Here is a 24964-nt window from a genome sequence, read left to right as displayed (position 1 = left end):
TCATCTCCCCGTGGTCGGTGCGGGCGGCGGGTTTCCGGCGGCGGCGAGTTTTTGCTCGAGCGGATAGAAGACGTCCGCCGCGGTGAGGGCCCGGGTGATGACACCGTTCTTGTGGAACAGATCCGCCACTCCCTGCAGGTCGGCCGCGTCCTCGGCGGTCGGGTAGTGCGGTACCGACGCCCGGCGCCCGAGGTCGATCGCGCGCTGGAGCCGGTCACCGGACAGCGCTCGCGGCCCGGCCTTCTCGAACACGTTCTCGAAGTCCGCGGGGTCGACCCGCTGACGCTCGATCAGGTGCTGCAGCGTCTCCAGATACTTCGCGGCGACGTCGGGCCGCTCTTCGAGCACCTCGGTGCGGAACGCGACGATCGTGTTGTCCGTCGAGCCGACGGTGGCCTCGGTCGCGATCTCGACGGCCCCGCGGGACTTGGCTTCCGCGTACGGATCGTTGAACGATGCCCATGCGTCGACCTGCCCGGTGGAGAAGGCGGAGGCGGCGTCCGATATCTGCAGCGGAACCCGCTCGACCCGGTCGGCCGGAATCCCGGCCTGTTCCAGCGCCTTCAGCGTGATGTACTCGCCCTTACCGGCCGGATTGACGGCGATCCGCTTGCCGACGAGGTCCTTGACCTCCCGGATACCCGAGTCCGGCGAGGCGATGATGCCGGCCTGATCCTGATCCACCGGGTCGGCGACGGCGATGATCCGAACCCCGACATCCTTCGACAGCGCTCCGACCACCGGGCTGTAGGCGCCACCGGAGACGTCGAGTTCACCGGCGTTGAACAACTTGAGGTTTGCGCTGAACGAAGGCGGCGCATTGACCCACTCGACCTTCGCGCCCAGCGGAGCGAGCGCTTCGTCGAAAGTACCGTCTCGCTTGGCAACTGCGAGCGGGCCGGAGTTGCCTTCGTCGGTGACTTTGAGGACGAAGGTGGGCCCGCCGCCCGCTGCGGATTCGTCCGCGCCTTCTCCGCCGGAGCCGCACGCGGCGGCAACCAACGCAACGACGGGGAGGATCGCGAGGGCGGCGCGCACTCGAGGTAGTCGGCGGTGGGGACGCATCGGTGTCGGCTCCTGATCGAGGGATTACGGGTGATTAAGGAAGTTAGGCGGCATCCATGAAGGTGCCCACCCTTACCTTTCCTTTGACCGGAAAGCTTGACGCGAGAGCGGGATGTGTGTTTGTTCGCCACAGGAGGCAGAAGGAGCGAAATTCCCCAGATAGAGGTCGTAGCGGAAAGTCTCGGTAGGACACCCGAACGAACCCAGGCTTTCCATAATACGGAAAACCTGATGACCGAACCCACCACGTCCCGTGCTAGCGTCGGCACGTGGAGCCCACTTCCTCAGCCCATGGTCAACTCCAGTCCGTGACGCGCGCGCTGTCCGTTCTCGCCTGCTTCCGCAACGGCGAAGATCTCGGGGTCTCCGCGATCGCCCGGCAGCTGGACCTGCCGGTGAGCACTACTCACCGCCTGCTCTCCGCCCTCGTCGAGGCAGGCTTCCTGGACAAGGTGGACTCGCCCAGCCGGTACCGGCTGGGAACCGCGCTGGCCGAATACGGTCAGCTCGCCTATCGACAACACCGCATCCACCTCGCCGAACCACACCTCGAAGAGCTGGCGACGATCACGGGCGCAAAAGCTTCCATCGCGACACGGCACGGCAACGATGCCGTTCTCCTGGGAACCAGCAGCTGGCGCGAAGCGGATGGGCACGAACTGCAGGGCCTCCGGCTTCCCCTGCATGCGAGCGCACTCGGAAAAGCACTCTTGGCCTGGGCGCAGACCAGCGCGGCGGAATTGACCAGGTTGCCGTACGACAGTGGCACCGCGCGTTCGATTTCCGGGCCGGTGGAGCTCGGCAAGGAACTCGCCCATACCCGGGAACGTGGTTACGCGTTCAACGACGAAGAGCTCGTGCACGGATTCCGGACCATCGGCGTACCGATCGGTGACGAGTCGGGACAGGTCCGGTTCGCCCTCGGCCTGCGCGGACCTATCGAGCTGATGATCGATGAACGGGTTCCGTTCTTCGTCGACCTCGCGAAGGTCACCGCCCGCAAGATCGCGGACCTCCTCCGATGAGCACCTGATCTTCCCGACCTGCGGATATGACGGCTGTTCTCATCCCGGCTCGTCCACCGGCCGACCGACCTCGCCGAGCGGGCCCACCGGACCGTCGAACTCTGCCGTACCCATCGGGCGATCGATGGCGGTCAGATCAGATTCCAGTAGTACCCCGGGGTACTGAGCGGAGTTTCGGTGTTCTGCAGCACCAACGCTATGCCGTTGTCGCGCAGATACATCTGATGGTTGGAGCGTGGAGCGAACGCCCAGTTCGGCGGATCGATGGTACCGCCGGCGATCCAGTCGGCCCGAGGGTCGTCACAGGAGCCGACGACGACCACACCCGGGTTGGTGGACGTGTCGCCGATCAGGCATTTACCGAAATGATCGGTGAGTTCGAGACGCAGATAGCTCTCGTCGGTCAGAAGTCTGGTGAAGACGTGCGATTCATCGGAGCGACAGGTGGAGCCGTCTACGGCATCCCCGCGACCTGCGGCAACTTCGTTGTAGTAGATACATGCGGGACGTTCCGGGTCACCCCGCTGCATGAAGCTGAACTCTTGCGGCATCCCGGCGGCCCCGGCGTTCGGCGCGGCGGGATCGGCACCGGCTGGCGACGATGTCGCACACAACATCGCGAGCGCGGCGGCGACGAGCGCGGTCTTTTTCCTCTGCACAGCTGCTCCTCGAGCGAATTCGAGACAAAGCGAATGCAGCTCGGCGCTGCCGAGAATCGCACGGCCGCATCGGCATTGGGCCCCGCAACACTACCAATGAACTCTGTTCCGCGGGCTCGTCTACGACGACTCCGCGGCACGGCCGCAGATGTGCGGTGTCCTCACCGGTTGCGAGAATCCAGCAGCCCTTCGATTCCGAGCAGGAACGTCTCACAGATGGGGGCCGGGTCGGTGAGGCAACCGGCCGCCATCGCGCCGTCGCGCAGCATCACGAAGTGGCGGGCGGCAGGTCCCGGATCGATATCGTCGACATCAGCGAGGATCTCGGTGATCGTGGCCAGAAACCACTGCCGGTGCGCGAGCACGGTCCGATGGACCGGATGGTCGGGGTCGGGATACTCGGCCGCCGCATTGAGGAACGCGCATCCTCGAAAACCCGGACCCCGGATGCTGTCGGCGATGGCCCGCCCGACGGCTCGAACAACGTCGACGGCAGCAGCGCTCCCGCTGCGCGCGGTGTCGACCTGCGCGCGGATCGCCTCATCGGCCTGCACCAGGTAGGCGACCACAAGGTCGTCCTTGCCCGGAAAATGCCGGTACAGGGTCGCCCGTGTCACCTGGGCGGCGGCAAGGATGCGCTCGACGCCGACGGCATGAAGCCCTTCGGCGTAGAACAGTCCACTCGCCGTGTCGAGCAGTCGTGTGCGTGCTTCCGACACCCGGCTTCCTCCGATCTCTCGGGTTCCTGCTCCGAGGTTAGCAGAAAGAACGATCGGTCTTGACAAATGCGGTCGGCGCCCATCAGACTCCAGGTATACCGATCGTTCTTTCTCCCTGAGTCTCGTAACCCGACCGCCTCGATCATCGAAGGAGAGCATGATGTCCAGCTCGATCGACACCGGTGTAGCCGGCACCGTCGCGGATACCACCGGCAGCACCACGGAGCTGCGGAACCTGTACTACGCCCGCTTCGGATTCGCCGTCGTCTGGGCACTTCTGCTGATGCTGACCGGAGCGACGCTCACCCCGGTCAGCATTTCCCTACTGGTGATCTATCCATTGTTCGACGTGGCCGCGGCCGTGATCGACTTCCGCACCTCGGGCGCCGCACGTCCACGGGCGCCGCTGTATCTCAACATGGCATTGAGCCTGCTCACCGCAGTCGGGTTGGCGGTGGCCGTCAGTTCCGGCATTCCCGATGTCCTCCGGGTGTGGGGCGTCTGGGCGATCACCGCGGGCATTGTGCAGTTGATCGTCGCAATCCTGCGCTATCGGCTCGGTGGCCAGTGGGCGATGATTCTCAGCGGCGCGATCTCCACTTTCGCCGGCGCTGGGTTCATCGCGGGCGCCGGTGCACCGAACGCGGCGCTCACCACGGTGGCCGGCTACGCGACGCTGGGCGGCATCTTCTTCCTGATCTCGGCGATCCGTCTGCATCTCCGGGCGGCACAGACGCAGTGAGATTGCCACCGGCGTCATCCTCGACGAGAGCTGAATGATCGCCGTCCCGCACGCACCCAACCCCCGAAGGAGAACACCGTCATGTCCGATTCCGTCTACACCGCCATCGCGACCTCGACCGGGGACGGCCGCGCCGGAGGCCGAGCCGCCAGCAACGACGGCCTGATCGACGTCACCCTCGCCATCCCGCGTGAAATGGGCGGACCGGGTGGCGCGACGAACCCCGAGCAGCTCTTCGCCGCCGGCTGGGCCTCCTGCTTCCACTCGGCCCTGAAGGCAGTCGCGGCCGGCCAGAAGATCAGTTTCACCGAATCGGCCGTCGTCGCCGAGATCGGTGTGCACCGCACCGGGCAGGGCGGTTTCAGCCTCTCCGCCGCGCTGCACGTGGAATTGGGCGGCATCGACCAGGACAGCGCCGACTCGCTCGTCACGGCCGCACACGCGGTGTGCCCCTACTCCAACGCCACTCGCGGCAACATCCCCGTCTCCGTCGACGTCACCGTCGCCTGAACCGTTCCACCAGTGGAGGTCGACGCCCTCGGAATACCGTCGACATCCCGCCGGTCCGTCCCAGGACCCGCCTGATCGAGTCCACGGCCCGGCAGTCCGATAACCCACCGCACCATCAGGGTTGTCCGACTGCCGGGCCGAGCCTTCGACCTCGCGGTCTACTTCGCCATCAGGTCTCGAGAACGACAGGCAGCCCACGCAAGCCGTGCAGCGCGCGGGATGGCAGGAGGGCAGCCTTTCCCGCGATGTGGGCGTTCGGAAACCTTTCGAAGAAACGCTGGACGGCGATAGCGGCTTCCGCACGGGCCAGCGCAGCGCCGATACAGAAGTGGATCCCGGCACCGAAGGTGAGGTGGCGATGAGGTTCCCGGCGTCGGGGATCGAATACGTGTGGGTCGGTGAAGATTTCCGGGTCGCGGTTCGCGGCAGCGAGCAGCAGCACGATCGGCGTTCTCGCGGTGACGACCCGACCGGCCAGCCGAGTATCGGTCGCGGCGACCCGGACGACGTACTGAACGGGGGTGTCGTAGCGCAGGGATTCTTCGATCACCGCCGAGTAGTCGCCGTCGGCCGGCCGGAGGTGGGGCTGCCGCAGCAGCGTGTGCAGGGTGTTTCCGAGAAGGTGGGTGGTGGTACCGAAACCGCCGACCAGCAGCATGCTGCACGTGGCGATGGCCTCGCGCAGGGTCAACCGGGCCGGGCATTGCCGCGCCAAACCGGCTGTGAGCCCGGCGCCCTGCGGGTCGACGTCGTTCAGGCGATCTCGGAAATACGACGTCATCTCGGTGACGAGATCGCGGGAACGCTGTCGCTCCTGTGCTGTCCGGGCGCCGTCCAGCAATGAGGCGAGCACGTGTCCCCACGCGGCGAAGCGCGGGGAGTCCGACTGCGGCAGGCCCAGAATGTGCGAGATCATCGCCGTGGGTACAGCTTCGGCATAGCTCGTGATCAGGTCGATGACCTGGCCACGTGGGAGCTCGTTCAGGCGATCCTCGACGATCTTTTCGATCCGGGGCCCGAGGTCGGCGAGTTCGCGCCGGTGGAACGTGGGAGCGACGAGGGATCGCAGCTCCGTGTGCCGGGGTGGTTGCAGCTTCAGAAAGGAGTCGTCGACGGGATGGACGAGTGTGACGTCGCCGGTCTCGTTGCGGCGGCGGGCCGACGCCCCGATGGGCGCCGGACCGAAGTCGCTGCTGGTGAGCACCTGGTGGCTCAGGGTGTGGGAGGCAGTGAACAGCAGGCCGCGGCGGCTGGCTGCCAGCACCCCTCGAGCGCGGACCTTCTCGTACTGCCGATGCCGGTCGGCCCCGGGCGGCGCCCAGAGGATCCGCGCGCCCGGGTCGCCACGAAGGACATCAGAGAAGAGCCGCGCCTTCTCCAGAGACATCGCGGCCATGGCCGGGCGCCGACCGAGGCTAGGCACCGACCGCCGATTCGGCGGGCGCCTGCCGGGCGGGATGGTAGCTGGACCAGTAGTACTGGCGATAGAAGTTCTCGGCCAACGTCACCCAGGTGTCCAGCTGGTCGCGATCGCCCAGGAAACGATGCAGATTGACCAGCAACCAGCTCCATACCGCCTGACTGTCCCGGCAGTTGTCGCAGTCTCCGGTGGTAGCGCAGTACTGAACGCTGTGATCGGTCCGGTACGCGTTGAAGCGGCCGACGATCGGATGCCCTTCGGTCAGGCGCTGGGCATGCGCCGGGTGATCGTTGCTGATGCTGGGGCAGGTCTCCGCGCCGAAGGTACCCCAATGCGTGCGGCCGGTGACCAGCGTGCGGAAGTAATAGGGGTGCCCGATGACGGTATCGGGATAGTTCTCGCGCATACGGCTCATCTCCGCGATTGCCCGTTCTTCGTTGCGAAGTCGCGCAGTGGGATCGGTGCCGTTGTCGCTGTAGTAGCCGAAGTTGATCTGGTTGCCGTTGCCGGCGATGGCCTCGACGGTTCGTTCGAGGTACGGCATTCCGGCCTCGCTGAGCGTGTAGACCCAGGTGGCCCGCGGGTCGTCGGCATAGGTGCGCAGCGCCTTATCGAACAGACCGCCGATCCGCCGGCCGTTGGGTCCGTGACCACGCAACTCGTCGTCGACCGGTCCGCCTCCCCACAACGACACCGCAATGGCGAGATCTTCCAGCCCGTCATAGGGAATGGGCCGCGTCCCGTTGGTCACCACCGTGACATTGCGAATCGTCTCCGCGAACACGCGGACTCGATCCAGGACCAGCGCTGGTTCACCGCCGATCAGCAGTGTGCTGGTGATCTTCTTGGTATCGCGCAGGTCTTCGGCGAACGCCCGGATCGTGTCCAGATCACGAATCTCGACGCTCTGCTTGTCCATATCGTGCTCGAAGAACCAGCACCCCTTGCACCGCAGATTACACGCGTCGGTAACCCAGACCTCCACCGTTCGAATGCCCCGGGCTACTTCGTTCACCCGCATCAAACGTGCGGCCAGCGCCGGATCCTCTTGCGCGAGTTCTATTGCTCGGGTTAAAATGCGTTCCTTGCTTGGCCTGACGTCCAGAAAAACAGGTTGAGCCATGACATCCTCCTCGGTGCGATGCGACAGAGTTGCGCGCTGCTAGATGTCACCGGCGAATCGAGCATGCCGAGAACCGGACATGTCTACCGATGCGTTGCCGAATCAGCGGATCGGCGGGTGAGTGGTGAGAATGCGGATACGGAGCGGTCGTATGGTAATGGCCTCGTTAGCGCTACGAACAATTCTAGGATAGACCCGCCCACGGCGCGATCTTCCTGCGTCAGACCGGACGCATTTTCCGATCGATCCGGACCTTGCCGGATTTGTTCCGGCACAACGTCATTCGATGCGGATAATCTACACAGCCCTACGGTGGGCGCGGCGGCTCAGCGTGCTCGCGATATCCCGAATCACCCACGCTGCAGCCGCATCTGGCTACCTCACCGCGACATCGACATCAGAGACCGAGTGGCGGAGAGGGCGGGAACATCACCGGCATCGCCGAGAGTGCGCGATGGAAAGGCCCTGGCCGCCAATGCAGTTGCTCGATCGGACAGGCAAGCCGCATTTCGGGGAGCGCGTCGAGCAACTGATCGATCGCATTCTGGGCGACCATATAGGCAATCGACTTGGCGGGGCAGGCATGCGGGCCGGCACCCCAGGCCAGATGCGCGTTGTTGTCGGTGTACTGACCCGAGTGGATCGCCGGATCGTTGTTGCAGGCCGACATGCCAATGATCACCGGCTGGTCGGCGGGCAACCAGACGCCGTCGAGCATGATCGGCTGCCTCGGGTAGCTCAGGCAGTAGTTCGCCATCGGCGGATCGGTGTACAGCAGCTCGTTGAGCGCATCCCGCGTCGTCGGCGCCGCACCGGGTGACGATGTGCCGGTGAACCGGGGGTCGGTGATCATGAGCAGCAGGGTGTTCACCGTCAGATTCGTCAGCGGCTCGATCCCCGCCCCGTAGAGCACGGCCAACTGGTGCACCATCTCCGAGTCCTGGAGCTGCGCCGGATGGGCCAGCAGACGAGAGGTGATGTCGCGGCCGGGTTCGGCTCGTTTGAGCGCGACCAGCTCCAAGAGTGCTTCGTTGATCCTGGCGTCCGCGTCGGTGGCTGCCGCGCCGCCTTCGAACATGGCGGCCATGCCGGCAGCGATGTGCTGCCCGAGATCCGGGGGGCAACCCAGCATGGCGTTGAGCACCTGGAAGGTCAGCGGGAAGGCGTACTGGCCGATGATTTCGGCTTCACCGTCCAGGCAGAAGTCGTTGATCAGTGGGGCGGCAACCGTTTCCACAGTCTGGTGCATGGAGAACAGATCGACCCCGTCGAGGGCAGCCGTGATCGCCTGCCGGTACCGGGCATGTTCCCGTCCGGTACTGCGCATCACATTGGGTCGCCATCCCATCATCGGCATGAGCGGGTGGTCGGCCGGAACGGTCTTCTCCCACGAACGCGCATCGGCCGGAAAGTGTTCGGGGTCATTGAAGATCCGAATCGCGGTGTGATACCCGATCACCAAGGTGGCCGGAATCCCAGGGGCCAGCTCCACCGGCGCGAGAGCTGGGTGCCGACGACGCATCTGAGCGAAGACACGATGCGGATCGGCGGCATATTCCTCGGTGTACAGAGCATCACGAAGGGGAGCGCCGGTCCGGCCGGGCGCGGAGTACGGGCATCCGGCGGTATCGGTTTCGGACGACGGGAGGGACTTGGTCAATGCCGGGGACTCCAATGAAAGCAACAGCGATATTTCCGAGATGTTGTCCGATTTGGGACATCTTCTGTGCCGGAACAGTATTGGTGTAACGGACCGGCCGCAAGCGAGAGAGGAGTGCGATCGACCACTGTGGACCGCACCGCCGGGCGGCTGGTGGAAAAGACTCCCGCCAGAAGCGCAGGCCGGGGCCGGTGCGGAACAGTGCGATTCCAATTTCACTTTTCTGCAAGAGATTTCGTGATCCCGGGAACCGCGACGACGGAGAGGTACGCCGTCCCGCCGCCGGTACGAACGGTTTCACCGCGGTGGCCGAAATCGTAATCCCTTGATCACGTTTTTGTATGTCACATTTCCGCCAAAATAGCAGCGGGAGTTTCGGACCGCTTCCCTCGCGCGCCGACATGGCGAGCGGAAGTGCCTCAGGAGCGATCAACCTACTCCCCCACTTCGGGTAGCGATCACCGCCGCGGAACAATCCACCCATGACGTCGGCGACCGCCTCCTCCCTAGATCAGGGAACGCAGACCCGACGATGACCGACAGGGCGGCGACAGCCCCTGGAACGCACGGGTCCCGCGGCTGCTGACTGTCCGGTTCCGAAAGTCCAGAAATTCCCGCGCCGTGACTGTCGAGAACGTTCGGGCGGCTCCGTCCCAGGGATGTGAACGGCAGCTACGAAACGACCCCGGCAACACGTCGAGTGTCAGCGTGCCTGTACCGATCGACCCCGGCCAGAATGGGCCGTACCGAACCCAAGGAGCACATCATGACGATCCACCGGATGGATCACGCAGGCATTGTGGTCGAGGACCTCGCGGCCGCTGTCGCGTTCTTCGTCGAACTGGGCCTGGAACTGGAGGGCGAAGCAACAGTCGGTGGCCAATGGGCCGACGACCTCCTCGGACTGGACGGCGTCCGCGCGGATATCGCCGTCGTACGGACTCCGGACGGCCATGTCCGGGTCGAGCTCTCGACCTTCCACTCGCCGACGACCACCAACACTGCGCCGAAGGCGCCGGTGAATACCCCGGGCATCCTTCGCCTGACGTTCGTCGTCGACGACGTCGACGACGTCCTCGACCGCCTGCGCGCCCACGGCGCCGAACTCGTGGGCACGGTAGCCCGGTACGAAGACATCTACCGGTACTGCTACGTCCGCGGACCCGACGGCATCATCATCGGCCTGGTCGAGGAACTCCAGTGAACGACACTGCTCGCCGCAAAGCTCCCGATCGAGCAACGACAGCGACTCGACCAGCCCGAATATCAACTGGCCGAGCTGATTTCCGCCGTTGATCAGACGGGAACATACCGCTGATCGAGCGGCTTCTGCCGGTCACGATCGGTGGTGGCCGGGCTGGGTGTTCACTCGTCGAGCCGCACGAGGCCTTCGCGGTTCAGGTCGTCGCGTTTCCCGAGGGGCGTTGATGCCGCCGGCGGCGAACTACCCGGCCCGTTTCGCACCGGCATTGCGAACTTCGGCATCGGGGGACTGCCCCGAGTCCGGTCGACTCAGTACAGTCAACGGCCCTTCGCCGCCCGGTTGGTCGCCGCCCGGCGTTCGGCCTCCTTGGCCTGGACCCGTTCGTCCTCGGCGCGCACGGCGGCATAGTTTTCGCGTTCGCGGATGAGCCACTCCGGCGTATCCGCGAGGAAAGCGGCGACCTCGTCGACGGTGAGCGCGTCGGACACTCCGGCTCGGGCCAGGCCACTGTTGGAGACGCCGAGCTTGCGGGCCACGACGTCGCGCGGGAACGGTCCGGTGCGGTGCAGCTCGGTGAGCCACTGCGGCGGGTTCGTGCGGAGCTCGTCCAGCTCGGTTCGGGAAATCGGGTTGTTCCGGAACTCTTCGGGAGCCGCCGGCAGATAGATGCCGAGCTTGTTCGCCGCCGTCAGCGGCTTCATCATCTGCGGTTTCTTGTCCGGGCTCACTGGAACAGCGTAACGGGCCGCCGGGCCGGTCCGGACTCCGCGGTGCCATACGCTTGCTCGTATGAGCCGGTTCCCCTCGATCGATGTGCAGCGCCTGCGCTGGTTTGCCGCAGTCGCGGAGGAGCTGCACTTCGCACGCGCCGCGAAGGCATTGCACATCTCCCGCCAGAAGCTCAGCCACACGGTCATCGACCTGGAGACCGAGCTCGGCACGAAGCTGTTCGTGCCGGGAGCGCAGCCGACCCAGCTGACCGACGCGGGACAGGAGTTGCTGCGGGAGGCACGCGACATCATTGCGCGGACCGAGAACGAGGCAGGCACCGCGGCGGGCGCTGCCCCCGCCGCGCTGCGGGTCGGGTTCGTGCCCGGCGTCACCGTCACCAAGTGGGAGCGGATCTGGGGCCAGCGGTTCCCGGATATCCCGCTCGAGCTGGTCGCCGTCGCCCAAGCCGACCAGGAGTCGGCGCTGCGCGAGGGCCGGGTCGACATGTGTTTCGTCCGCCTGCCGATCGACCGCGACGGCATGAACGCGATCCCGCTCTACCGTGAGCTGCCCGTCGTGGTGGTACCCAAGGACCACGAGATCTCACTGTTCAACGAGGTCAGCTTGGCCGATCTCGCGGACGAGCGCCTTCAGGACACCGCCGATATCGACACCGTGGAAGCCGCCATCGAACTCGTCGCCGCCGGAGTCGGCGTCGCCATCGTGCCTCATTCGATCGCCCGCCTGCACCACCGGCGCGACCTCGTCTACCGCACGGTGACCGACACCGACGACACCGAAGTCGCCCTGGCCTGGCCGCCGACCCAGACCACCGCCTCGGCTGAGGAGTTCATCGGCGTAGTGCGCGGCCGCTCGGAGAACAGCTCCCGATCCCCCGCCGGAAAGGGCGCCGAACCGGAACCGCGAAAGCCGCACCCCGCAGAGAAGCGACCGCGCCCCGCGCGGAAACCGATCGCCGCCAAGAAGAAGCCGGCACGGGGCCGCAAACGCTAGAGGGTCCCCCGTGCCGAATCCGGATGCTCAGCGTGCGGTGGTGGGTCCGGCTGGTGTCTGCGCGCGGCGTAGCAGGGTCGGGTCGTGCGCGTTGACCAGGAGCAGGTGAGGCGATGCCCAGTGCACCGATCATGACCGCGGCCCGGAATCCGAGATGCGCGGACAGACGCGCGGCACTCAGGCTGCCGACACTGGAACCGACACAATCGCGGACAACAGCATTCCGGGGCAGGCCGTGACCTTTCAAGAAGTCAAGGCGCCGACGGCGCACGGCACAAGTCGCGCACCCAGAGGTGGTGACAGCCGCACTAGGGTCGGTCGGGGAGTTCGTCCAGTGCGACAGATCGACGTTTCGCGGCACGAATCACCAGTACGGCAGCGGCGACGGTGATCAGCGCCGGCACGGCGAACATACCGAGAGTCACGGCGTCGGGGTCGACCAGAGACTGTCCCCGACGGGCCTGCCAGGCAGTGGCGACCAGCAGTCCGGAATAGCCGAATGCTGCGATTGTCACCAGCTGCGCACGCGTACTCGTGTGCATCCACCGAAAACGAACAGCGAGCGCAACGAGGAGAGCGGCTATCAGCAGCAGCGCGTGGATGCCGTGCATGCCGATGAAATGGGGAACTCGGAGATCACCTCCAGTGGTGCTCCAGTTCGTGAACGGCATTCCGGTGCCGTCGGGGTCTCCGATCCCGTGTCCCCCGAGTAACCGGACTTCCGCGCCCGCGGCATTACGGGCTGTGCGCTCGGGGGCATCGACACCGATGCCCAACCACAGGGGAATCGTAGTGCCGATCGTGGATATCACGATTCCCGTGCGCATCGCCCTCGACAGCGCCTTATCGCAAGTGCGCTGTATCAGCACGACGATCGCGATAGCCAGATTCGAGAAGAAGATCGCCGGTACACCGTTCTGAAACAACGTGACGAGCACCCGGTTCAGCGGATCGGGATCACCGATATTGAAATGACTGAAAGAGCCACGTCCGGCGATGATCGCGATGAGCCCGACCTCGATTGCCGCGAAGAGCGCGAACACCGAGCCCATCCACCAGCCCACTCGCGCAGCCTTGACCAGATTCGTCAGCAACCATGCCAGGGTCACGGTGTAGAGACCGAAAGCGACACTGAATTTCAGCGGCTTCGTCCAGATCGATTCACCGAGCAGTACGCGGTCGTCGACGATCATGCCGATCCCCGACAAGATCATGAGCCCCGCCAGCATGATCGAACTCAGTACCAGCGGGCGGTGCCAATTACGCCAAATAGCTCGAGCCGTCCCGAGTCGCATGGCCGGCGCGCTCACGTCGCGGGCGAGCCGAGCGGCTCATTGATCACCATGAAGTACTGGATCGCCGCGGCTACCGCGATGGGGGCGGTGACGAACAACTGGCCGGCCACGGCGACCGGCAGGGCCCTCGGCTGATAGACAGCCTGTCGCGGGTCCAGGCGCGGGGTGAGCGTGGCGGTACGGTCGTGGATCATGGCTATCTTGTCGATCCTCATCGGCGATCAGCCGACCCTGGGAGTAGCGCGCATGCTGACATAGACACACGGGGTGCCGTCGGCCAGCGACCCGAAGACGACAGGTGTGTAATCCTCGCCGGAGGGGCCGCCCGTAGCAGCGAAAACCGACGGAGACACTGCGGTCAGATCTGTTTCGATGGGTGGCGAGAAATGCTTCATCCCATCGATGAACTCGTAACGGATTCGCGCATGGCCGTCCCGTTCGCTGACGGTGATCTCGACGCCACCACGGCGGTACGTACCCACCAGAGCCGCCATATCCACCGCAGGCGGGCTCGCGGGAGGCGCAAACGGCGGCGGCATCCGCACCCCGGCGGTCTCGGCCAGGAGTTCGCCCACCAGATCGGCGTACAGCTTGCCGAATTCACCACCGTTGCACAACAGTACAACCACCACACCGGCGCTCGGGACGACCCGCAAGTAGGAGTGCTGGGTGACGGCACTGCCGTCGTGACCGAAACCGGTAACGCCGTCCCAATCGTAAAGAGCCGGCCCCAGACCCCAGCTGTCGGCAGACATCGTCCATTTGTCCGGGCTTGCGACCTGCGGCCGTTGCATGGCGGCCACCGCTTCCTCCGACAACAGGCGGACACCATCGGGTCCGACACCACCGTCCAGCAGCATGGTCGCCAGCCTGGCTACATCTCCCGCAGAGGTGATGACGCGGCCGTAGGGCCCTGCCGAGCGGGGCATCACATCCCACACCGGCGCCGGTTCGGGATCACTACCGGCGGTATGGCCCATGGCGACTCGGAAGCGCAGGGCTTGTTCCGGCAGAGTCATGGAGTGCCCGAGCCCGAGCGGCTGAAAGACCATCTCGTCGAGAGCCTGGTCCCAGGTCATTCCGGTAAGCATTTCGACGATGCGCCCGAGAACGACGTAACCCAGGCTTCCGTAGGAATAGCAGGTGCCGGGCTTGCAGTCCAGCGGCACGCTGCGGGCGGCTTCGACATACCGGGCGAGACAATCGTCACCGCGACCCGAATCGTAGTTGAAATCGTTGGTGACGCCACCGGTATGACTGAGCAGGTGACGAACGGTGATCCGCCGAGTCGCTTCCGGGTCGGGGGTGGCGAATTCGGGTAGTACATCCACCACTGGGGCGTCGAGCCCCAGTTTTCCGGCATCGACCAGCTGCATGATCAGAACCGCCGTGTAGATCTTCGCAGTCGAACCGGAAAGAAATACCGAATCCGGCGTGACCTCCACACCTGTCGCCGTGTTCAGCACTCCGCTGGCCAGTTCGTGCAGGGTGCCGTCGGCCAGCACGGCCAGAGAGGCTCCGGGCACGTGATATTCGGCACGCAGTTCGTCGAGCCGACGCTTCCAGAACTCGGTGGGAAAACTCATGAGATTGATCCTCGATTCGGTGATTGATCTGAGCGACAGGCGACCGATTCCGGGCAGGAGTGATCGCGCACCCGCTGTACGGGCACGTTGGAAGCAATGAAGATATGGGTGGCCTGAGTCCGGCCGTTCCTACGTTGTCGACCTATTCGCCTGATGTCCCGAGTTCGGTACGGCGAGCGCGCCATTCAGCGGCGATGACAGGCATCCGCTCGGCGAGGAAATCGGCAAAGTCCGCGGCCTCGCTCAGACGAGACCGGCGGGTGTCCGGTGCATCTTCGAGTAGTTCGAGTCCGCGCTGGGCGAGCGTGCGCAGGGAGGTGTACTCCTCGGTTTTGTCCAGAAGCCGAACCCAGATCGCCGGATCGAGTTCTACTCGGTCGACTCGTTCCCCGGCTGCCCGGGTGCGCTGAATCCACCCCCAACCCTCGAGTTGCGCAACGGCACCGGCAATAGCACTACGGCTGGCGCGTAGCCCCTGACCGACCTCGGCGATGGTTTGCTGCGCCGGATCGCAGACCAGCAACCACCCGACTACCCGGCCGGTAACCGGCGGCAGGCCGTTCTGACGCGCGAAGTGCCGGCCTACCGCGTCGGCGAAGCCCTGTTCCACATCGTCTGAGCTCATAAGACGAACAATACACACAGATAGCTGAGATGTCAGATATTCCTGTCATTTGAGTCGGTGGGCGGTCCACTCGGGTCGGCAAGACGATCCACCAGCGCTTCGACCGCGGCCGGTCGGCACTCATCGCACAGGACAACATCCGCAGAACCATCCTGCGCGAACCGGACACCCCCGGCGCGTTCAACATCGAAATGATCGATGGACCCATGCCACAACAACGGCACGGATACTGCGCGAACTACGCATTCCTACGTCCGGACCCAACCCACCACACAAGAAGCTCGACCGAAATAAAGAACCTCATCGCCCGCCTCCTGTGCGGCCACAGAACGCCGCGCAAACCCGCCGACCGGATTCGAGCAAAAGCACACAAGATCACAGGCCACGTACCCGGGACCGCCCGTGCCCGATTGCGCCGGGATATCGGAGTGCGTCCGGATATCGTCGAGCAGTTTCAGCAGATCCGCCGCGGCCCGGGACAGACGACGGTTACCGCACGATGCTGGATTTGCGGCATTTGGCGTATTTGCGATGCTTTCTGAATACTGCGCGCTGCGAGGCCCTATTCCGTCAAGTGTGCAATGGGATACTTTTCCTTATGCTGTCTACCGGGTCCGGCGATGCAGGGCACGGGCCGGACTGCCGGCCCGCCACCTTCGCCGCAAAAGACGAATTGGAGGCCCGGTGGAAAACCGAGCGGAAACCGTGACGCGCCGTCTGCGCCGGCGAGTGCGAGAAACACTGGATCGGGTGGGACCGCAGCACTCCGAGCAGCAGGTGATTGCGGAGGCGGCAGCATACTGGGGTGATCCGGACCAGCGAGCCTGGGAGAACAATTCCCATTGGTCCGATGGGATTCCCGGCCAGTGGGAAGAGGTCGGCGCCGCACACTTGGCGTTGTTCGACAAGCTGGCGCGCGTCCTCGACCGGACTCCGTCGATGTCGACCGTGGTGGAGTGGGGCTCGGGCGGCGGCGCGAACGCCGTGGCCTTCGCACCACGGGCCGACCGATTCGTCGCCGTGGATGTCGTGGCTGCCAGCCTGGACGAATGTGCACGTCACACCAAAGCTGTGTGCGAGACGGCCTTCGAGCAGGTGCTGATAGAAGTCGAGAACCCCGAGGCGGCGGTCGAGCGTATCGGGGCCGGATCGTGCGAGCTCTTCCTGTGCCTCTACGTGATGGAAGTGCTCCCCTCGCAGGATTACACGAGGCGTCTCCTGGCCATCGCGCGCGAGCTGCTCGCGCCGTCGGGTGTGATGTTCGTGCAGATCAAGTATCGCGACAGCGATGACCGCACACCCCACAAGCGAAACTACGCGCGGAACCTCGCCTCGCAGAACATCCTTCCGATCGACCAGTTCTGGTGCATTGCCGTCGAATCGGGTTTCGAACCGCAAGTGGTCTCGCTGGTGCCGGAGAACGACCTCGATCGAAACTACGCCTACTTCCTGCTGACGCCCTCGGCGTCCTGAACTTGCGGCGGCCCGGCTATCTGTACGCCGACCCCGACCCCGACCCCGGCCACGAGCACGATTGCCGGCCGCCGACGATCGGAGCCGGCGATCACCGATCGCGCCGAGGAGACAAGCGGCTGCGCAAGCAGGTCGCCGAGTCGGAGCGGTTCAAAATACGTGGTCCGGTTCAACTGGTTGCGGGTCGAAGGCATGGGCGACGGCGAGACTGTCCTCGTAGACGTGGTGGCGGATGATCAGGCCGTTCTCGACAGTGAGATGCAACGCGAAACGGGAACGGTAGGCACGTCGGGTAGCCCGGGCCGTTTGGCGAATCTCACCCAGAACCACTGCATCCGGGCCATCGACCACTATTCGCTCGATCACGGTGCCGACGGCTTCGGGCACGTGGTGACGGCCGATCTCCCGGAAATGCTCGGCCGCGTCGGACCGCGAGGCGCGGCGCCGAATCCACGGAGTCATGGGGCGTCCGTGCTCATACTCCGGCCAATTCAGTTTCCAGTCGCTGACCGGGGCATACAGTTCAGCGATGGAGTCAGGAGCGCCCGCAGCGATTCGGTGAAGCAACTCCTCGACTACAGCGCGTGTATTCGTCCCGAAACCGTTCATGCAGTAGATCCTGGCCCCGACAATCCGTCTGGTCCATTACCTCCGAGGTAATTCGCGCTGTGCTCGCCTGACACCGGTAGACCCCGCTGCCCTCGTCGCCGCTGAGGTCGAAGCCGTCGGCCTGACCTGACCATAGTCCTGACCGATATCGGCCGCGGTGACAGCCAGTCCCCTCTCCCACCTCGTCGGCCGGGCATCGCGGCCGTCTCCGACGACTCCTGTTCCGGCCCCCGAGTGCCGGTCCGTGCGTCCCTGACAACCACTTCACAACAGCGGCACCGGCGAGGCTGCGCCGGAACCGGAACCAGCCGTCGACCTGGTCCGGATCCGGCAGCCCGACATCGGAGTCCGCGCCGAACCCGTCGACCGGAGCGCCCAGCGCGATGCCGTAGTCGCGGCGGGTGCTGGAGGGCCGCGTAACGGGTCAGCGGAGACTGTTGCGGTCCAGCCAGTCGGAGATGGCGGCGGCGAGCAGGTCGGGCTGGTCCTCGGGCGTGTGGTGGCCGGCGACCTCGTCGTATTGTCGAATGTCGAGGGCGGAGATCGTTTTCGCGCACCAGTCGATGACGGCGGGCTCGGTCATCGTGCCGTACGCCGGCGCGAAGTTCACCATGAGTTTCGGTACGTCCGAGCTGGACGCCAGCCACTGGTCGTACTCTTCGGCGCGCGCGACGACGTCACTCGGTGTCGCGTCCAGCGGCATCGAACGCGCCCAGCGCAGCAGCGGAAGCCGACTCTCCCGCGTCGGGTACGGCCGCCGGTAGACCTCCAGGTCGGCGGGGCCGAGTCGGTCCGAGATCGTGCGCAGGCCGTCCTGGACGAACGAGTCGTCCAGGAACATGGACTCGCCGACTCCGATGGTCCGGATGGCCCGCCACAGGTCCCGGCCGGCCTCGGGGAACTCGTCCCAGCTCATCGGCTTGACGATGGTCTCGGTGAACGCGACCCCGCGTACTCGGCCGGGATGGCGGGCCGCGCAGTCGAACGCGAGCGCACCGCCCCAATCGTGTCCGACGAGCACGACCTCGCCGAGCCCGAGCGCGTCGAACCAGGCGTCCAGGTACCGCGCGTGGTCGGCGAACGTGTAGTCGATCGGCGGCTTGCCCGAATCACCCATGCCGATCAGGTCCGGGGCGAGTAGCCGGCCGGGGCCGACGATGGGCAGGATGTTGCGCCACAGGTACGACGAGGTCGGGTTGCCGTGCAGGAACACGATCGGTGCGCCGGTGCCGATTTCGCGGTGGTGCATGGTCGAGTCGAGTACGTGGGTGTCGGGCATGGTCCTTCAGAGGTTGAGGGTGAGGATGCGATCGACCGCGATCTCGATGACGACGCGACCGGCGGGGTCGGGCGGGGCAGCGCGATAGCGTCGGTGGTACCGGCGGGCGGCGCCCGCCACCCGGTCCGGATCGGCGGACAGGGTGGCAGTGCCTTCGAGCGTCACCCAGCGGAAGCCATCCGGCTGGCAGATCGCAACGCGCCCGCCGGTCACCACGTTCCGTGCCTTGCGGGATGTGGCGACTGTCAGAACGCGGGCCGTGCTCGCCGTGTCGTCCCAGGTGAACCGGACCGGTGCGACGTGCGGCGTGCCGTCCGAACGGATCGTGGTGAGGGTCGCGATCCGCGGCTCGGTGAGGAACGCCCGGACCGTGGGTTTCATCGGAAGGCGGCGGCGGTGCGGGTGGCCCAATCGGCGAAGGTGCGCGGGGCGCGACCGAGGACGTGTGCCACGTCGGGGCTGATGCGCTGTTCGGCGGGCAGCGGGTCGCCGAGGATGGCGAGGGTGCCGTCGACGACCGGTTCGGGCATGAATGTGAGCATCTGGGCACGCGCCTCGTCGCGGGTCTGTTCGACGTAGCGCACCGGGGTGCCGAGCGCGGCGCCGATGGCGGCGGCCCTGTCACGTGGGGTGACCAGCTCCGGGCCGGTCAGCTCGTAGGTCCGGCCCGCATGTCCGTCCTCGCGCAGCGTCGCCGCGGCGACCGCGGCGACGTCGGCCGGGTCGACGGTCGGCAGCCCGACGCTGCCGAACGGTGCGGCGGCGGTGCGGTCGGCGCGGATGGACTCGGCCCACGCGAAGGCGTTGGAGTCGAGGCCGCCGGAGCGCAGGATCGTCCAGTCCAGCCCGGAGTCGCGCACCGCGGCTTCGAACGCCGCCGCATGGCCGTACGCCGCCGGCCGGGTGCCGACGCCCTGGGACGACACCAAAACGACTCGCCGGACACCCTTCTCCTTGGCGACACCGAGGATCGCCGCCGGATCATCGCCGGCGACGAGAAGGAACAAGGCGGTGGCCCCCTCGAACGCGGTCCGCAGACCGTCCGGGTCGCCCAGGTCGGCCGACCGGTGCGGTACACCGTCCGGCAGCGGCACGGGGCGGCGGGATACGCCGACTACGTCCTCGCCGGCAGCCGTGAGGATCCGGACCAGCTCGCCGCCGACATTCCCGGTCGCGCCCGTTACCACAATCATCGTTACTCCTCGCATGCAGTTAGTTAGTTGGCTGACTTACTGAGCGGAACGTTAGCCGACCCGCGGTGGTTTGTCTACACTTAGTCAGGTGACTCACTCAACAACGTGGAAGCCGGGCAAGCGGGAACGGCTCACCGCCGCAGCGGCCACTGTCCTGCACGAGCAGGGGGTCGAGAAGACGACGCTCGCCGATATCGCGCGCGCCGCCGACGTACCGATCGGGAACGTCTACTACTACTTCAAGACCAAGGACGAACTGGTCGAGGCCGCCATCGGCACCCACGGCGAGGCGCTGCGCGCACTGCTCGCCGAACTCGACACCCTGGCCACCCCCCGCGCCCGACTGAAGGCGCTCGTCGGCGGCTGGGTCGACCAGCGCGACCTCGCGGCACGGTACGGGTGCCCCACCGGCACGCTGGCCTCGGAGCTGGACAAGCGCGCCGACGGCCTGGACCGCAAACTGGCCGAGCACATGCGCAGCCTGGTCGACTGGGCCGAACGGCAGTTCCGCGAGATGGACCACGGACAGGACGCGCGCGAGCTGGCCGTCGCGCTGGTCGCGGCATACCAGGGGATCTCGTTGCTGACCAACACCTTCCGTGAGCCCGAGCTGATGGCCACCGAGGGCCGCCGCCTGCAACGCTGGATCGACTCCCTCTGACCCGCCCTTGTCGCCCCACACGCGGTACCCGCCCGGCACACCGCGTGCCACGCGTAGCGTCGTCGAGCCGTACCCGGATTCCAATGGCGCACCACAACCCTTGGAATCACTCCGCTAGGGCCGGTCTCTTCAGCCGGTCGAAGAAACCGACCCCGGCTCGGTCGCCAAGGGGTCGATGAGTGCGTCGAGGGCCTGCCGGGCTACCTGGAGCCGGGTGATCGTGTGATCGATCCGAGCATGTTCGCTGCGCAACTGGGCGATCATTCCCGGGCACGGCAAGGGCGCGGGTTTCTCATCGTCGCCGTGTACGCAATGCAGAATCTTGGCGATCACGGCGGTGGACAGGCCCGCAGCGAGTAACGACCGGATATGGGCCACCGTGGTGATGTCCGCCTCGGTGTAGTAGCGGTAGCCGTTGGCGCGACGGGTCGGCCGGAGCAGTCCTCGGTCCTCGTAGTACCGCAGCAGCCGCTCGTTCACTCCGGTCGCATGTGCCAGGGCGCCGATACGCACAGTGGGCCTCCCTCGTCAGGCTTGACCTTCGCACTGATGTGAGACTTTATCCTTCCTTCGTTCATTGCAGAAAACCGAAGGAGTAAGTGATGGCAGGAGTGGTAATCGTGGGCGCCGGGCCGGGAATCGGTCTGGCCGTCGCCCGGCGATTCGCGCGCGAGGGAATGCCGATCGCCGTGGTCGCTCGATCGGATTCCACGCTGAAGACCATCGCCGCCGAACCTCTCGGGGCGCCCACTGCTGCTTTCGCGGCGGACAGCACCGATGAAACGGCACTTCGCGACGCACTCAACTCCGCGAACGAGATGTTCGGGGTGCCGGATGTGGTGGTCTACAACGCGGCGGTCATCCAGCCCGACCTACCGGGGGAATTATCGGTACTCGCGCATCAGGAGGCGTGGGCGGTGAACGTGGTGGGGGCGATCAACACCGCGGCGCTCGTCGCGCCCGCAATGGTGCGACGCGGTAGTGGGTCGTTCATCGTCACCGGCGGCATGCCGGAGCCGAAACCGGAATACGTCAGTCTCTCCCTGGGCAAAGCCGGCCTGCGCGCGCTCGTGACCCTGCTCGACAAGCAGTACGGACCGTCGGGTATCCACGTCGCGACAGTCACCGTCGACGGCCCGGTCGCCCCGGGCACCGCATTCGATCCGGACGACATCGCCGAGCACTACTGGCGTCTGCACACCCAGGCGCCGTACCAGTGGGAGCGTGAAATCATCCACACGGGGCACGGCTTCGGCGGGGTGGCGGATTCCGGCGTCCAGGAGCGCGCGAGCGGGATCGTCGCCGAAGTACTCGGCGCTTGGCAGCAGGCGTTCAACGATCGTGGAACGACGGATATCGCTTCGTTGTTCACCGAGGACGCGCACTTCCAGGGGATCGACCCCGATCTGCGAGTCGGGCCCACCGAGATCTCCGCGTACTACGACAACGTCGCGGACGGTACGACGGTCACCGCGCGAGTAGAGCGTGCCATCCGGCTGGGCGAGGACACGGTGAGCGGTTTCGCGGCGGCCGAATTCACCTCGTCCACAGGCGAGCTCCGTCAGCTCCGCCTGTCTCTGGTCATCCAGCATGTCGAGGACGGCTGGCGAATCCGCCAGTATCATGCGGCACCCGCCCCGGAGCGGCTTCAGCCCTGACCCACTCTTCGGTGGAAGCGGAACGGCCACTGATGCACCGAGCGGGTGAGAAATATCCGGCGGTGGGTCGGGCAACCCGGCGCAGGGATGTCGGGCGGATCGGATGCGGTCGGCTCGGTCGATGTCATGGAAGCCGGATCCCTTCGTCGTCCGGCGGCCGCGGCCCCAACAGCTGCGGCTGACCAGTGGCGGGATGGTCGGTACTTCATCGCGTTGTCGATGTCTGCCTCGGTCAGCTCGAAGCTGTCGAGGTAGGCGTCGCGGCGGGAGGACCGGGCAGGCTCTGTGGTGCGCCAGGTGTAGAGGCAGCGGCCGCACTGAAGCACGACCCACACGCCGGGAACGGGCGAGGTGCAGAGCTTGCCGGATGTTTCGTGGGCACAACGAGGGCATTCACTGGGTGTAGCGGACAGCGGCGCGATCGGTTCGCAACGCATAGCCTTCAGGACATGAACCGTGGCAACTGGTTCCGTGTCCTGTTGTGCCTGACCGTGCTCAGCAGCACCAGCGGATGTATCGGCGCGGTGGACCGCGCGGACTTCGAGGACCGGATTCGTACCCGCGGCGGCGGCTTGGTGAGCGCCCTGCCGCAGGCCGCGATCGCCGCACTGGCCCAGCGCATCGGCGCCGACGACCCGGAGGTGAACGTCATCCTTCTCACGGCACCGAACTCCACCCAGTTCCGGCTCGTCGTGAACAACCAGCCCGCCCAGGTGACCGACTTCCTCGCCGGAAGTGATTTCACCGCCCGCGAACCGACTGTCCGCCTGCGCGTCCGGCCGCCCGGTCTGCCCCGCGTGCTGGACGACTACTCCTTCACCCTCGGCGACCTGAGTGCCCCACGCCCCGCGCGGGTTTCCTCCTTCGACGACCTGGACGGCGAGAACTTCACGATAAGCGAGGTGCCCGGCCTCTCGCGCATCGAAGACATAGCCGCTACCGCCCGCACGCGCAGCGAAATCGCCGACGGTCAGGTCACCGCCATCCTGGTGAGCCGCTTCGGCCGCGATATCCGCATCGTCGCCAACGTGGCCTCCGCCCGCTCCGAGGCGGTCGCCGAATTCGACCGCACCGGCGCCTTCCTCCGAGCCCAGCAGGTCTAGCCGATGCCCCGTGTAGTGACCAGCCTCTGGATCGGCCTCCTCGTCGGCGCGTTCAGCATCGTCGTGCCCGTCGCCATCTGGCCCGGTGAAGCGAAACTCACCGCGCCCCTGTTCTGTTCATCCCCGGCCACCGAACCCATGGTCGTCTCCGACACCTTCCACGACTCCGAAGGCACCTCCACCAACTACACCCTCTATTGCGTAGGAGACCACGGCATTCTCACGAACGAGGGCTTCGCCCTCCCCATGCTGGTGATGCTCACTGCACACATCGTGATCGCGACGACCCTGGCACTGCTCGCCACATCGTTCAACCCCAGAACAAGGCCTGCGCGCGACGGGCCCGATCGAGAGGCCCTTCGATCAGAACCGAATCAGCACGTGAACACCGAAGACCACTTCGAACACTGACCCTCCGGCCGCTGCTCGGCGGCGGGCATGCTTGCGCGGAAGGCTTCGACATCGACGCCGGGCACGGTGGGATCATCGCCGTGGTCGAGAACTTCCTCCTGAAGTCGAAGGCGAGCGGCAGACGGACCGAGCCGGCCCGGACGCTCACCGAGGTCCACTGGAACAGCACGCTGATCAGCGCGAACGCGGTCGAGGAGGTCCGCGGGCCCAAGGCCGGAGGCGATGGCGTCATCGAGGTCGGTGGCGTCGGCCTCGCGGCCTCGCTGATGCCCCACGGGCTCATCGACGAGTCCCAGCTCTTCCTCTCCCCCGTGATACTCGGCGGCGGCACACCGATGTTCCCAGCACTGGACACCCGCATCCGGCTCCGATTGGCCGAGACCAGACACTTCGACACCCTGGTGATGCTGCGCTACCTCGCCGACTGAGGCGAGGTAGCGATCTGCCGACGTTCGGTGACCGGTTTGCCGGGGGACAGCGTCGTTGCACGGAACGCGCCTGTGCAGCTTGCCGATTCGAGCGTGATTCCACGGAAACGAACTGGACTCTAGCAACGCTAGACACAGTAGCGGGCGAATGTTATCTTTGCTCTAGTTCCTAGCATCGCTAGCCCTCTTGATCGCCGGGGCAACCCTGACATCGAGTTCGCCGAGGAGAAATCGACATGACCTTCACCATCAATGAACAGCAGTTCCTCGCGGAGGCCGGGATCGGCCGGCTGGCCACGGTGTCGCCCGACGGCGTTGTGCAGAACAACCCGACCAGCTATCGAGTGAACTCCGACGGCACGATCGACATCGGGGGCATGCGGATGCGTACCAGCCGGAAATACCGCAATGTCGAGGCGGGCAGCCGAGTATCGTTCGTCGTCGACCAGCAGGTCTCGTTGGAGCCCTACGTGATTCGAGGCATCGAGGTACGGGGCACGGCCGAGGCGCTCGATGACGAGGAGCCCCCGTTCCAACCCCAGGAACGCGCGGTTGTCCGAATTCACCCCGAACGGATCATCTCCTGGGGCATCGACGGCGGATCGTTCGACTTCACCGGTCGCAGCGCCGAGTAGTCAGGAATCATGGCCGATCCGCAAGGTCGGCGGTGCCGCTCGCGACATCCGGGCCGGTGGGGTTCGGGCATATCGTATTCGTCCGTCCGCGATCACCACCGCACCGCCCCCGACCGTGCCGATAGCCGGATTTATGCGAGCGTGTACCCGGTGGAC

At 65.8% G+C, this 24964-nt stretch carries 28 protein-coding genes and 1 pseudogene; 12 read left to right on the top strand and 17 right to left on the bottom strand.

The window, feature by feature from the left end:
• Positions 1–1065: an NrtA/SsuA/CpmA family ABC transporter substrate-binding protein gene (locus tag OG804_RS03870; protein WP_328393922.1), complete on the bottom strand. Its 1065-nt coding sequence runs from the start codon at positions 1063–1065 to the stop codon at positions 1–3.
• A 308-nt stretch (positions 1066–1373) separates the two neighbouring features.
• Between OG804_RS03870 and OG804_RS03865 the strand changes: the two genes are divergently transcribed.
• A complete protein-coding gene (locus tag OG804_RS03865; RefSeq protein WP_328393920.1) occupies positions 1374–2090 on the top strand; it encodes an IclR family transcriptional regulator in 717 nt (238 codons plus the stop codon).
• Between the two features lie 131 nt (positions 2091–2221).
• Here OG804_RS03865 and OG804_RS03860 read toward each other — a convergent pair whose 3' ends face one another.
• Entirely contained in the window at positions 2222–2749 is a 528-nt protein-coding gene (locus OG804_RS03860; protein ID WP_328393918.1) for a hypothetical protein, read from the bottom strand.
• Between the two features lie 161 nt (positions 2750–2910).
• Complete coding sequence (locus tag OG804_RS03855; RefSeq protein ID WP_328393916.1) at positions 2911–3468, bottom strand: TetR/AcrR family transcriptional regulator; 558 nt, start codon at positions 3466–3468, stop codon at positions 2911–2913.
• 157 nt (positions 3469–3625) lie between these two features.
• Between OG804_RS03855 and OG804_RS03850 the strand changes: the two genes are divergently transcribed.
• Both OG804_RS03850 and OG804_RS03845 read left to right on the top strand, forming a co-directional pair.
• On the top strand, positions 3626–4210 hold the full coding sequence (locus OG804_RS03850; protein ID WP_328393914.1) for a hypothetical protein: 585 nt from the start codon (positions 3626–3628) through the stop codon (positions 4208–4210).
• An 81-nt stretch (positions 4211–4291) separates the two neighbouring features.
• Positions 4292–4720: an organic hydroperoxide resistance protein gene (locus tag OG804_RS03845; RefSeq protein ID WP_328393912.1), complete on the top strand. Its 429-nt coding sequence runs from the start codon at positions 4292–4294 to the stop codon at positions 4718–4720.
• A gap of 169 nt (positions 4721–4889) precedes the next feature.
• Here OG804_RS03845 and OG804_RS03840 read toward each other — a convergent pair whose 3' ends face one another.
• From OG804_RS03840 to OG804_RS03830, 3 genes are all read right to left on the bottom strand, one after another.
• Positions 4890–6107 carry a cytochrome P450 gene (locus tag OG804_RS03840; RefSeq protein WP_328393910.1) on the bottom strand — a complete coding sequence of 406 codons (1218 nt, stop codon included), beginning with the start codon at positions 6105–6107 and terminating at the stop codon, positions 4890–4892.
• A 28-nt stretch (positions 6108–6135) separates the two neighbouring features.
• Positions 6136–7263, bottom strand: coding sequence for a radical SAM protein (locus tag OG804_RS03835; RefSeq protein ID WP_328393908.1), 1128 nt, complete (start codon positions 7261–7263; stop codon positions 6136–6138).
• Between the two features lie 397 nt (positions 7264–7660).
• Positions 7661–8923 (bottom strand): cytochrome P450, encoded by a 1263-nt coding sequence (locus tag OG804_RS03830; RefSeq protein ID WP_328393906.1) that lies wholly within the window; start codon positions 8921–8923, stop codon positions 7661–7663.
• A 766-nt stretch (positions 8924–9689) separates the two neighbouring features.
• Here OG804_RS03830 and OG804_RS03825 point away from each other — a divergent pair.
• The gene (locus tag OG804_RS03825) at positions 9690–10127 is read left to right on the top strand and encodes a VOC family protein (RefSeq protein ID WP_328393904.1); all 438 of its coding nucleotides are present in this window, start codon (positions 9690–9692) and stop codon (positions 10125–10127) included.
• Positions 10128–10444: 317 nt separating this feature from the next.
• Here the strand turns inward: OG804_RS03825 and OG804_RS03820 are convergent, their stop codons facing one another.
• Positions 10445–10855, bottom strand: coding sequence for a DUF5997 family protein (locus OG804_RS03820; RefSeq protein ID WP_328393902.1), 411 nt, complete (start codon positions 10853–10855; stop codon positions 10445–10447).
• A 61-nt stretch (positions 10856–10916) separates the two neighbouring features.
• Here OG804_RS03820 and OG804_RS03815 point away from each other — a divergent pair, with 61 nt between their 5' ends.
• Complete coding sequence (locus tag OG804_RS03815; protein ID WP_328393900.1) at positions 10917–11852, top strand: LysR family transcriptional regulator; 936 nt, start codon at positions 10917–10919, stop codon at positions 11850–11852.
• A gap of 308 nt (positions 11853–12160) precedes the next feature.
• Here OG804_RS03815 and OG804_RS03810 read toward each other — a convergent pair whose 3' ends face one another.
• The 4 genes from OG804_RS03810 to OG804_RS03795 all read right to left on the bottom strand — a co-directional run bounded on the left by OG804_RS03810 (position 12161) and on the right by OG804_RS03795 (position 15358).
• A complete protein-coding gene (locus tag OG804_RS03810) occupies positions 12161–13081 on the bottom strand; it encodes a hypothetical protein (protein ID WP_328393898.1) in 921 nt (306 codons plus the stop codon).
• Positions 13082–13158: 77 nt separating this feature from the next.
• Positions 13159–13362, bottom strand: a complete 204-nt coding sequence (locus OG804_RS03805) for a hypothetical protein (RefSeq protein WP_328393896.1) — start codon at positions 13360–13362, stop codon at positions 13159–13161.
• Positions 13363–13368: 6 nt separating this feature from the next.
• Positions 13369–14733, bottom strand: coding sequence for a serine hydrolase domain-containing protein (locus tag OG804_RS03800; protein ID WP_328393894.1), 1365 nt, complete (start codon positions 14731–14733; stop codon positions 13369–13371).
• A gap of 142 nt (positions 14734–14875) precedes the next feature.
• Positions 14876–15358 carry a GbsR/MarR family transcriptional regulator gene (locus OG804_RS03795; protein WP_328393892.1) on the bottom strand — a complete coding sequence of 161 codons (483 nt, stop codon included), beginning with the start codon at positions 15356–15358 and terminating at the stop codon, positions 14876–14878.
• 531 nt (positions 15359–15889) lie between these two features.
• Between OG804_RS03795 and OG804_RS03790 the strand changes: the two genes are divergently transcribed.
• Positions 15890–16831, top strand: coding sequence for a class I SAM-dependent methyltransferase (locus OG804_RS03790; protein ID WP_328393890.1), 942 nt, complete (start codon positions 15890–15892; stop codon positions 16829–16831).
• A gap of 150 nt (positions 16832–16981) precedes the next feature.
• Here OG804_RS03790 and OG804_RS03785 read toward each other — a convergent pair whose 3' ends face one another.
• From OG804_RS03785 to OG804_RS03770, 4 genes are all read right to left on the bottom strand, one after another.
• Positions 16982–17440: a nuclear transport factor 2 family protein gene (locus tag OG804_RS03785; protein ID WP_328393888.1), complete on the bottom strand. Its 459-nt coding sequence runs from the start codon at positions 17438–17440 to the stop codon at positions 16982–16984.
• A 424-nt stretch (positions 17441–17864) separates the two neighbouring features.
• Positions 17865–18719 carry a haloalkane dehalogenase gene (locus tag OG804_RS03780; protein ID WP_328393886.1) on the bottom strand — a complete coding sequence of 285 codons (855 nt, stop codon included), beginning with the start codon at positions 18717–18719 and terminating at the stop codon, positions 17865–17867.
• Between the two features lie 6 nt (positions 18720–18725).
• Complete coding sequence (locus OG804_RS03775; protein WP_328393885.1) at positions 18726–19100, bottom strand: pyridoxamine 5'-phosphate oxidase family protein; 375 nt, start codon at positions 19098–19100, stop codon at positions 18726–18728.
• On the bottom strand, positions 19097–19912 hold the full coding sequence (locus OG804_RS03770) for an NAD(P)H-binding protein (RefSeq protein WP_328393883.1): 816 nt from the start codon (positions 19910–19912) through the stop codon (positions 19097–19099). The genes OG804_RS03775 and OG804_RS03770 overlap by 4 nt, the downstream gene beginning before the upstream one ends.
• Positions 19913–20000: 88 nt before the next feature.
• Here OG804_RS03770 and OG804_RS03765 point away from each other — a divergent pair, with 88 nt between their 5' ends.
• On the top strand, positions 20001–20573 hold the full coding sequence (locus OG804_RS03765; protein ID WP_328393881.1) for a TetR/AcrR family transcriptional regulator: 573 nt from the start codon (positions 20001–20003) through the stop codon (positions 20571–20573).
• A 129-nt stretch (positions 20574–20702) separates the two neighbouring features.
• Here the strand turns inward: OG804_RS03765 and OG804_RS03760 are convergent, their stop codons facing one another.
• A complete protein-coding gene (locus OG804_RS03760; protein ID WP_328393879.1) occupies positions 20703–21086 on the bottom strand; it encodes a MerR family transcriptional regulator in 384 nt (127 codons plus the stop codon).
• A gap of 89 nt (positions 21087–21175) precedes the next feature.
• Here OG804_RS03760 and OG804_RS03755 point away from each other — a divergent pair, with 89 nt between their 5' ends.
• A complete protein-coding gene (locus OG804_RS03755) occupies positions 21176–22231 on the top strand; it encodes an SDR family NAD(P)-dependent oxidoreductase (RefSeq protein WP_328393877.1) in 1056 nt (351 codons plus the stop codon).
• Here the strand turns inward: OG804_RS03755 and OG804_RS32285 are convergent.
• Positions 22222–22668 (bottom strand): non-oxidative hydroxyarylic acid decarboxylases subunit D, encoded by a 447-nt coding sequence (locus OG804_RS32285; RefSeq protein ID WP_442941734.1) that lies wholly within the window; start codon positions 22666–22668, stop codon positions 22222–22224. The genes OG804_RS03755 and OG804_RS32285 overlap by 10 nt on opposite strands.
• 12 nt (positions 22669–22680) lie before the next feature.
• On the opposite strand from OG804_RS32285, the gene OG804_RS03750 reads away from it, so the two are divergent.
• The 4 genes and pseudogenes from OG804_RS03750 to OG804_RS03735 all read left to right on the top strand — a co-directional run bounded on the left by OG804_RS03750 (position 22681) and on the right by OG804_RS03735 (position 24808).
• Entirely contained in the window at positions 22681–23334 is a 654-nt protein-coding gene (locus OG804_RS03750) for a hypothetical protein (RefSeq protein ID WP_328393875.1), read from the top strand.
• Positions 23335–23337: 3 nt separating this feature from the next.
• On the top strand, positions 23338–23745 hold the full coding sequence (locus OG804_RS03745) for a hypothetical protein (protein WP_328393873.1): 408 nt from the start codon (positions 23338–23340) through the stop codon (positions 23743–23745).
• Positions 23746–23879: 134 nt separating this feature from the next.
• Positions 23880–24173, top strand: a pseudogene (locus OG804_RS03740) (dihydrofolate reductase family protein); the annotation flags it as partial.
• A gap of 236 nt (positions 24174–24409) precedes the next feature.
• Positions 24410–24808: a PPOX class F420-dependent oxidoreductase gene (locus tag OG804_RS03735; RefSeq protein ID WP_328393871.1), complete on the top strand. Its 399-nt coding sequence runs from the start codon at positions 24410–24412 to the stop codon at positions 24806–24808.
• The last annotated feature ends 156 nt before the right edge of the window (positions 24809–24964 follow it).

This window comes from Nocardia sp. NBC_00416 (assembly GCF_036032445.1).
Lineage (GTDB): Bacteria > Actinomycetota > Actinomycetes > Mycobacteriales > Mycobacteriaceae > Nocardia.
Note: the sequence above shows the minus strand (reverse complement) of the source record. Positions and strands in the feature narration are given on the sequence as shown.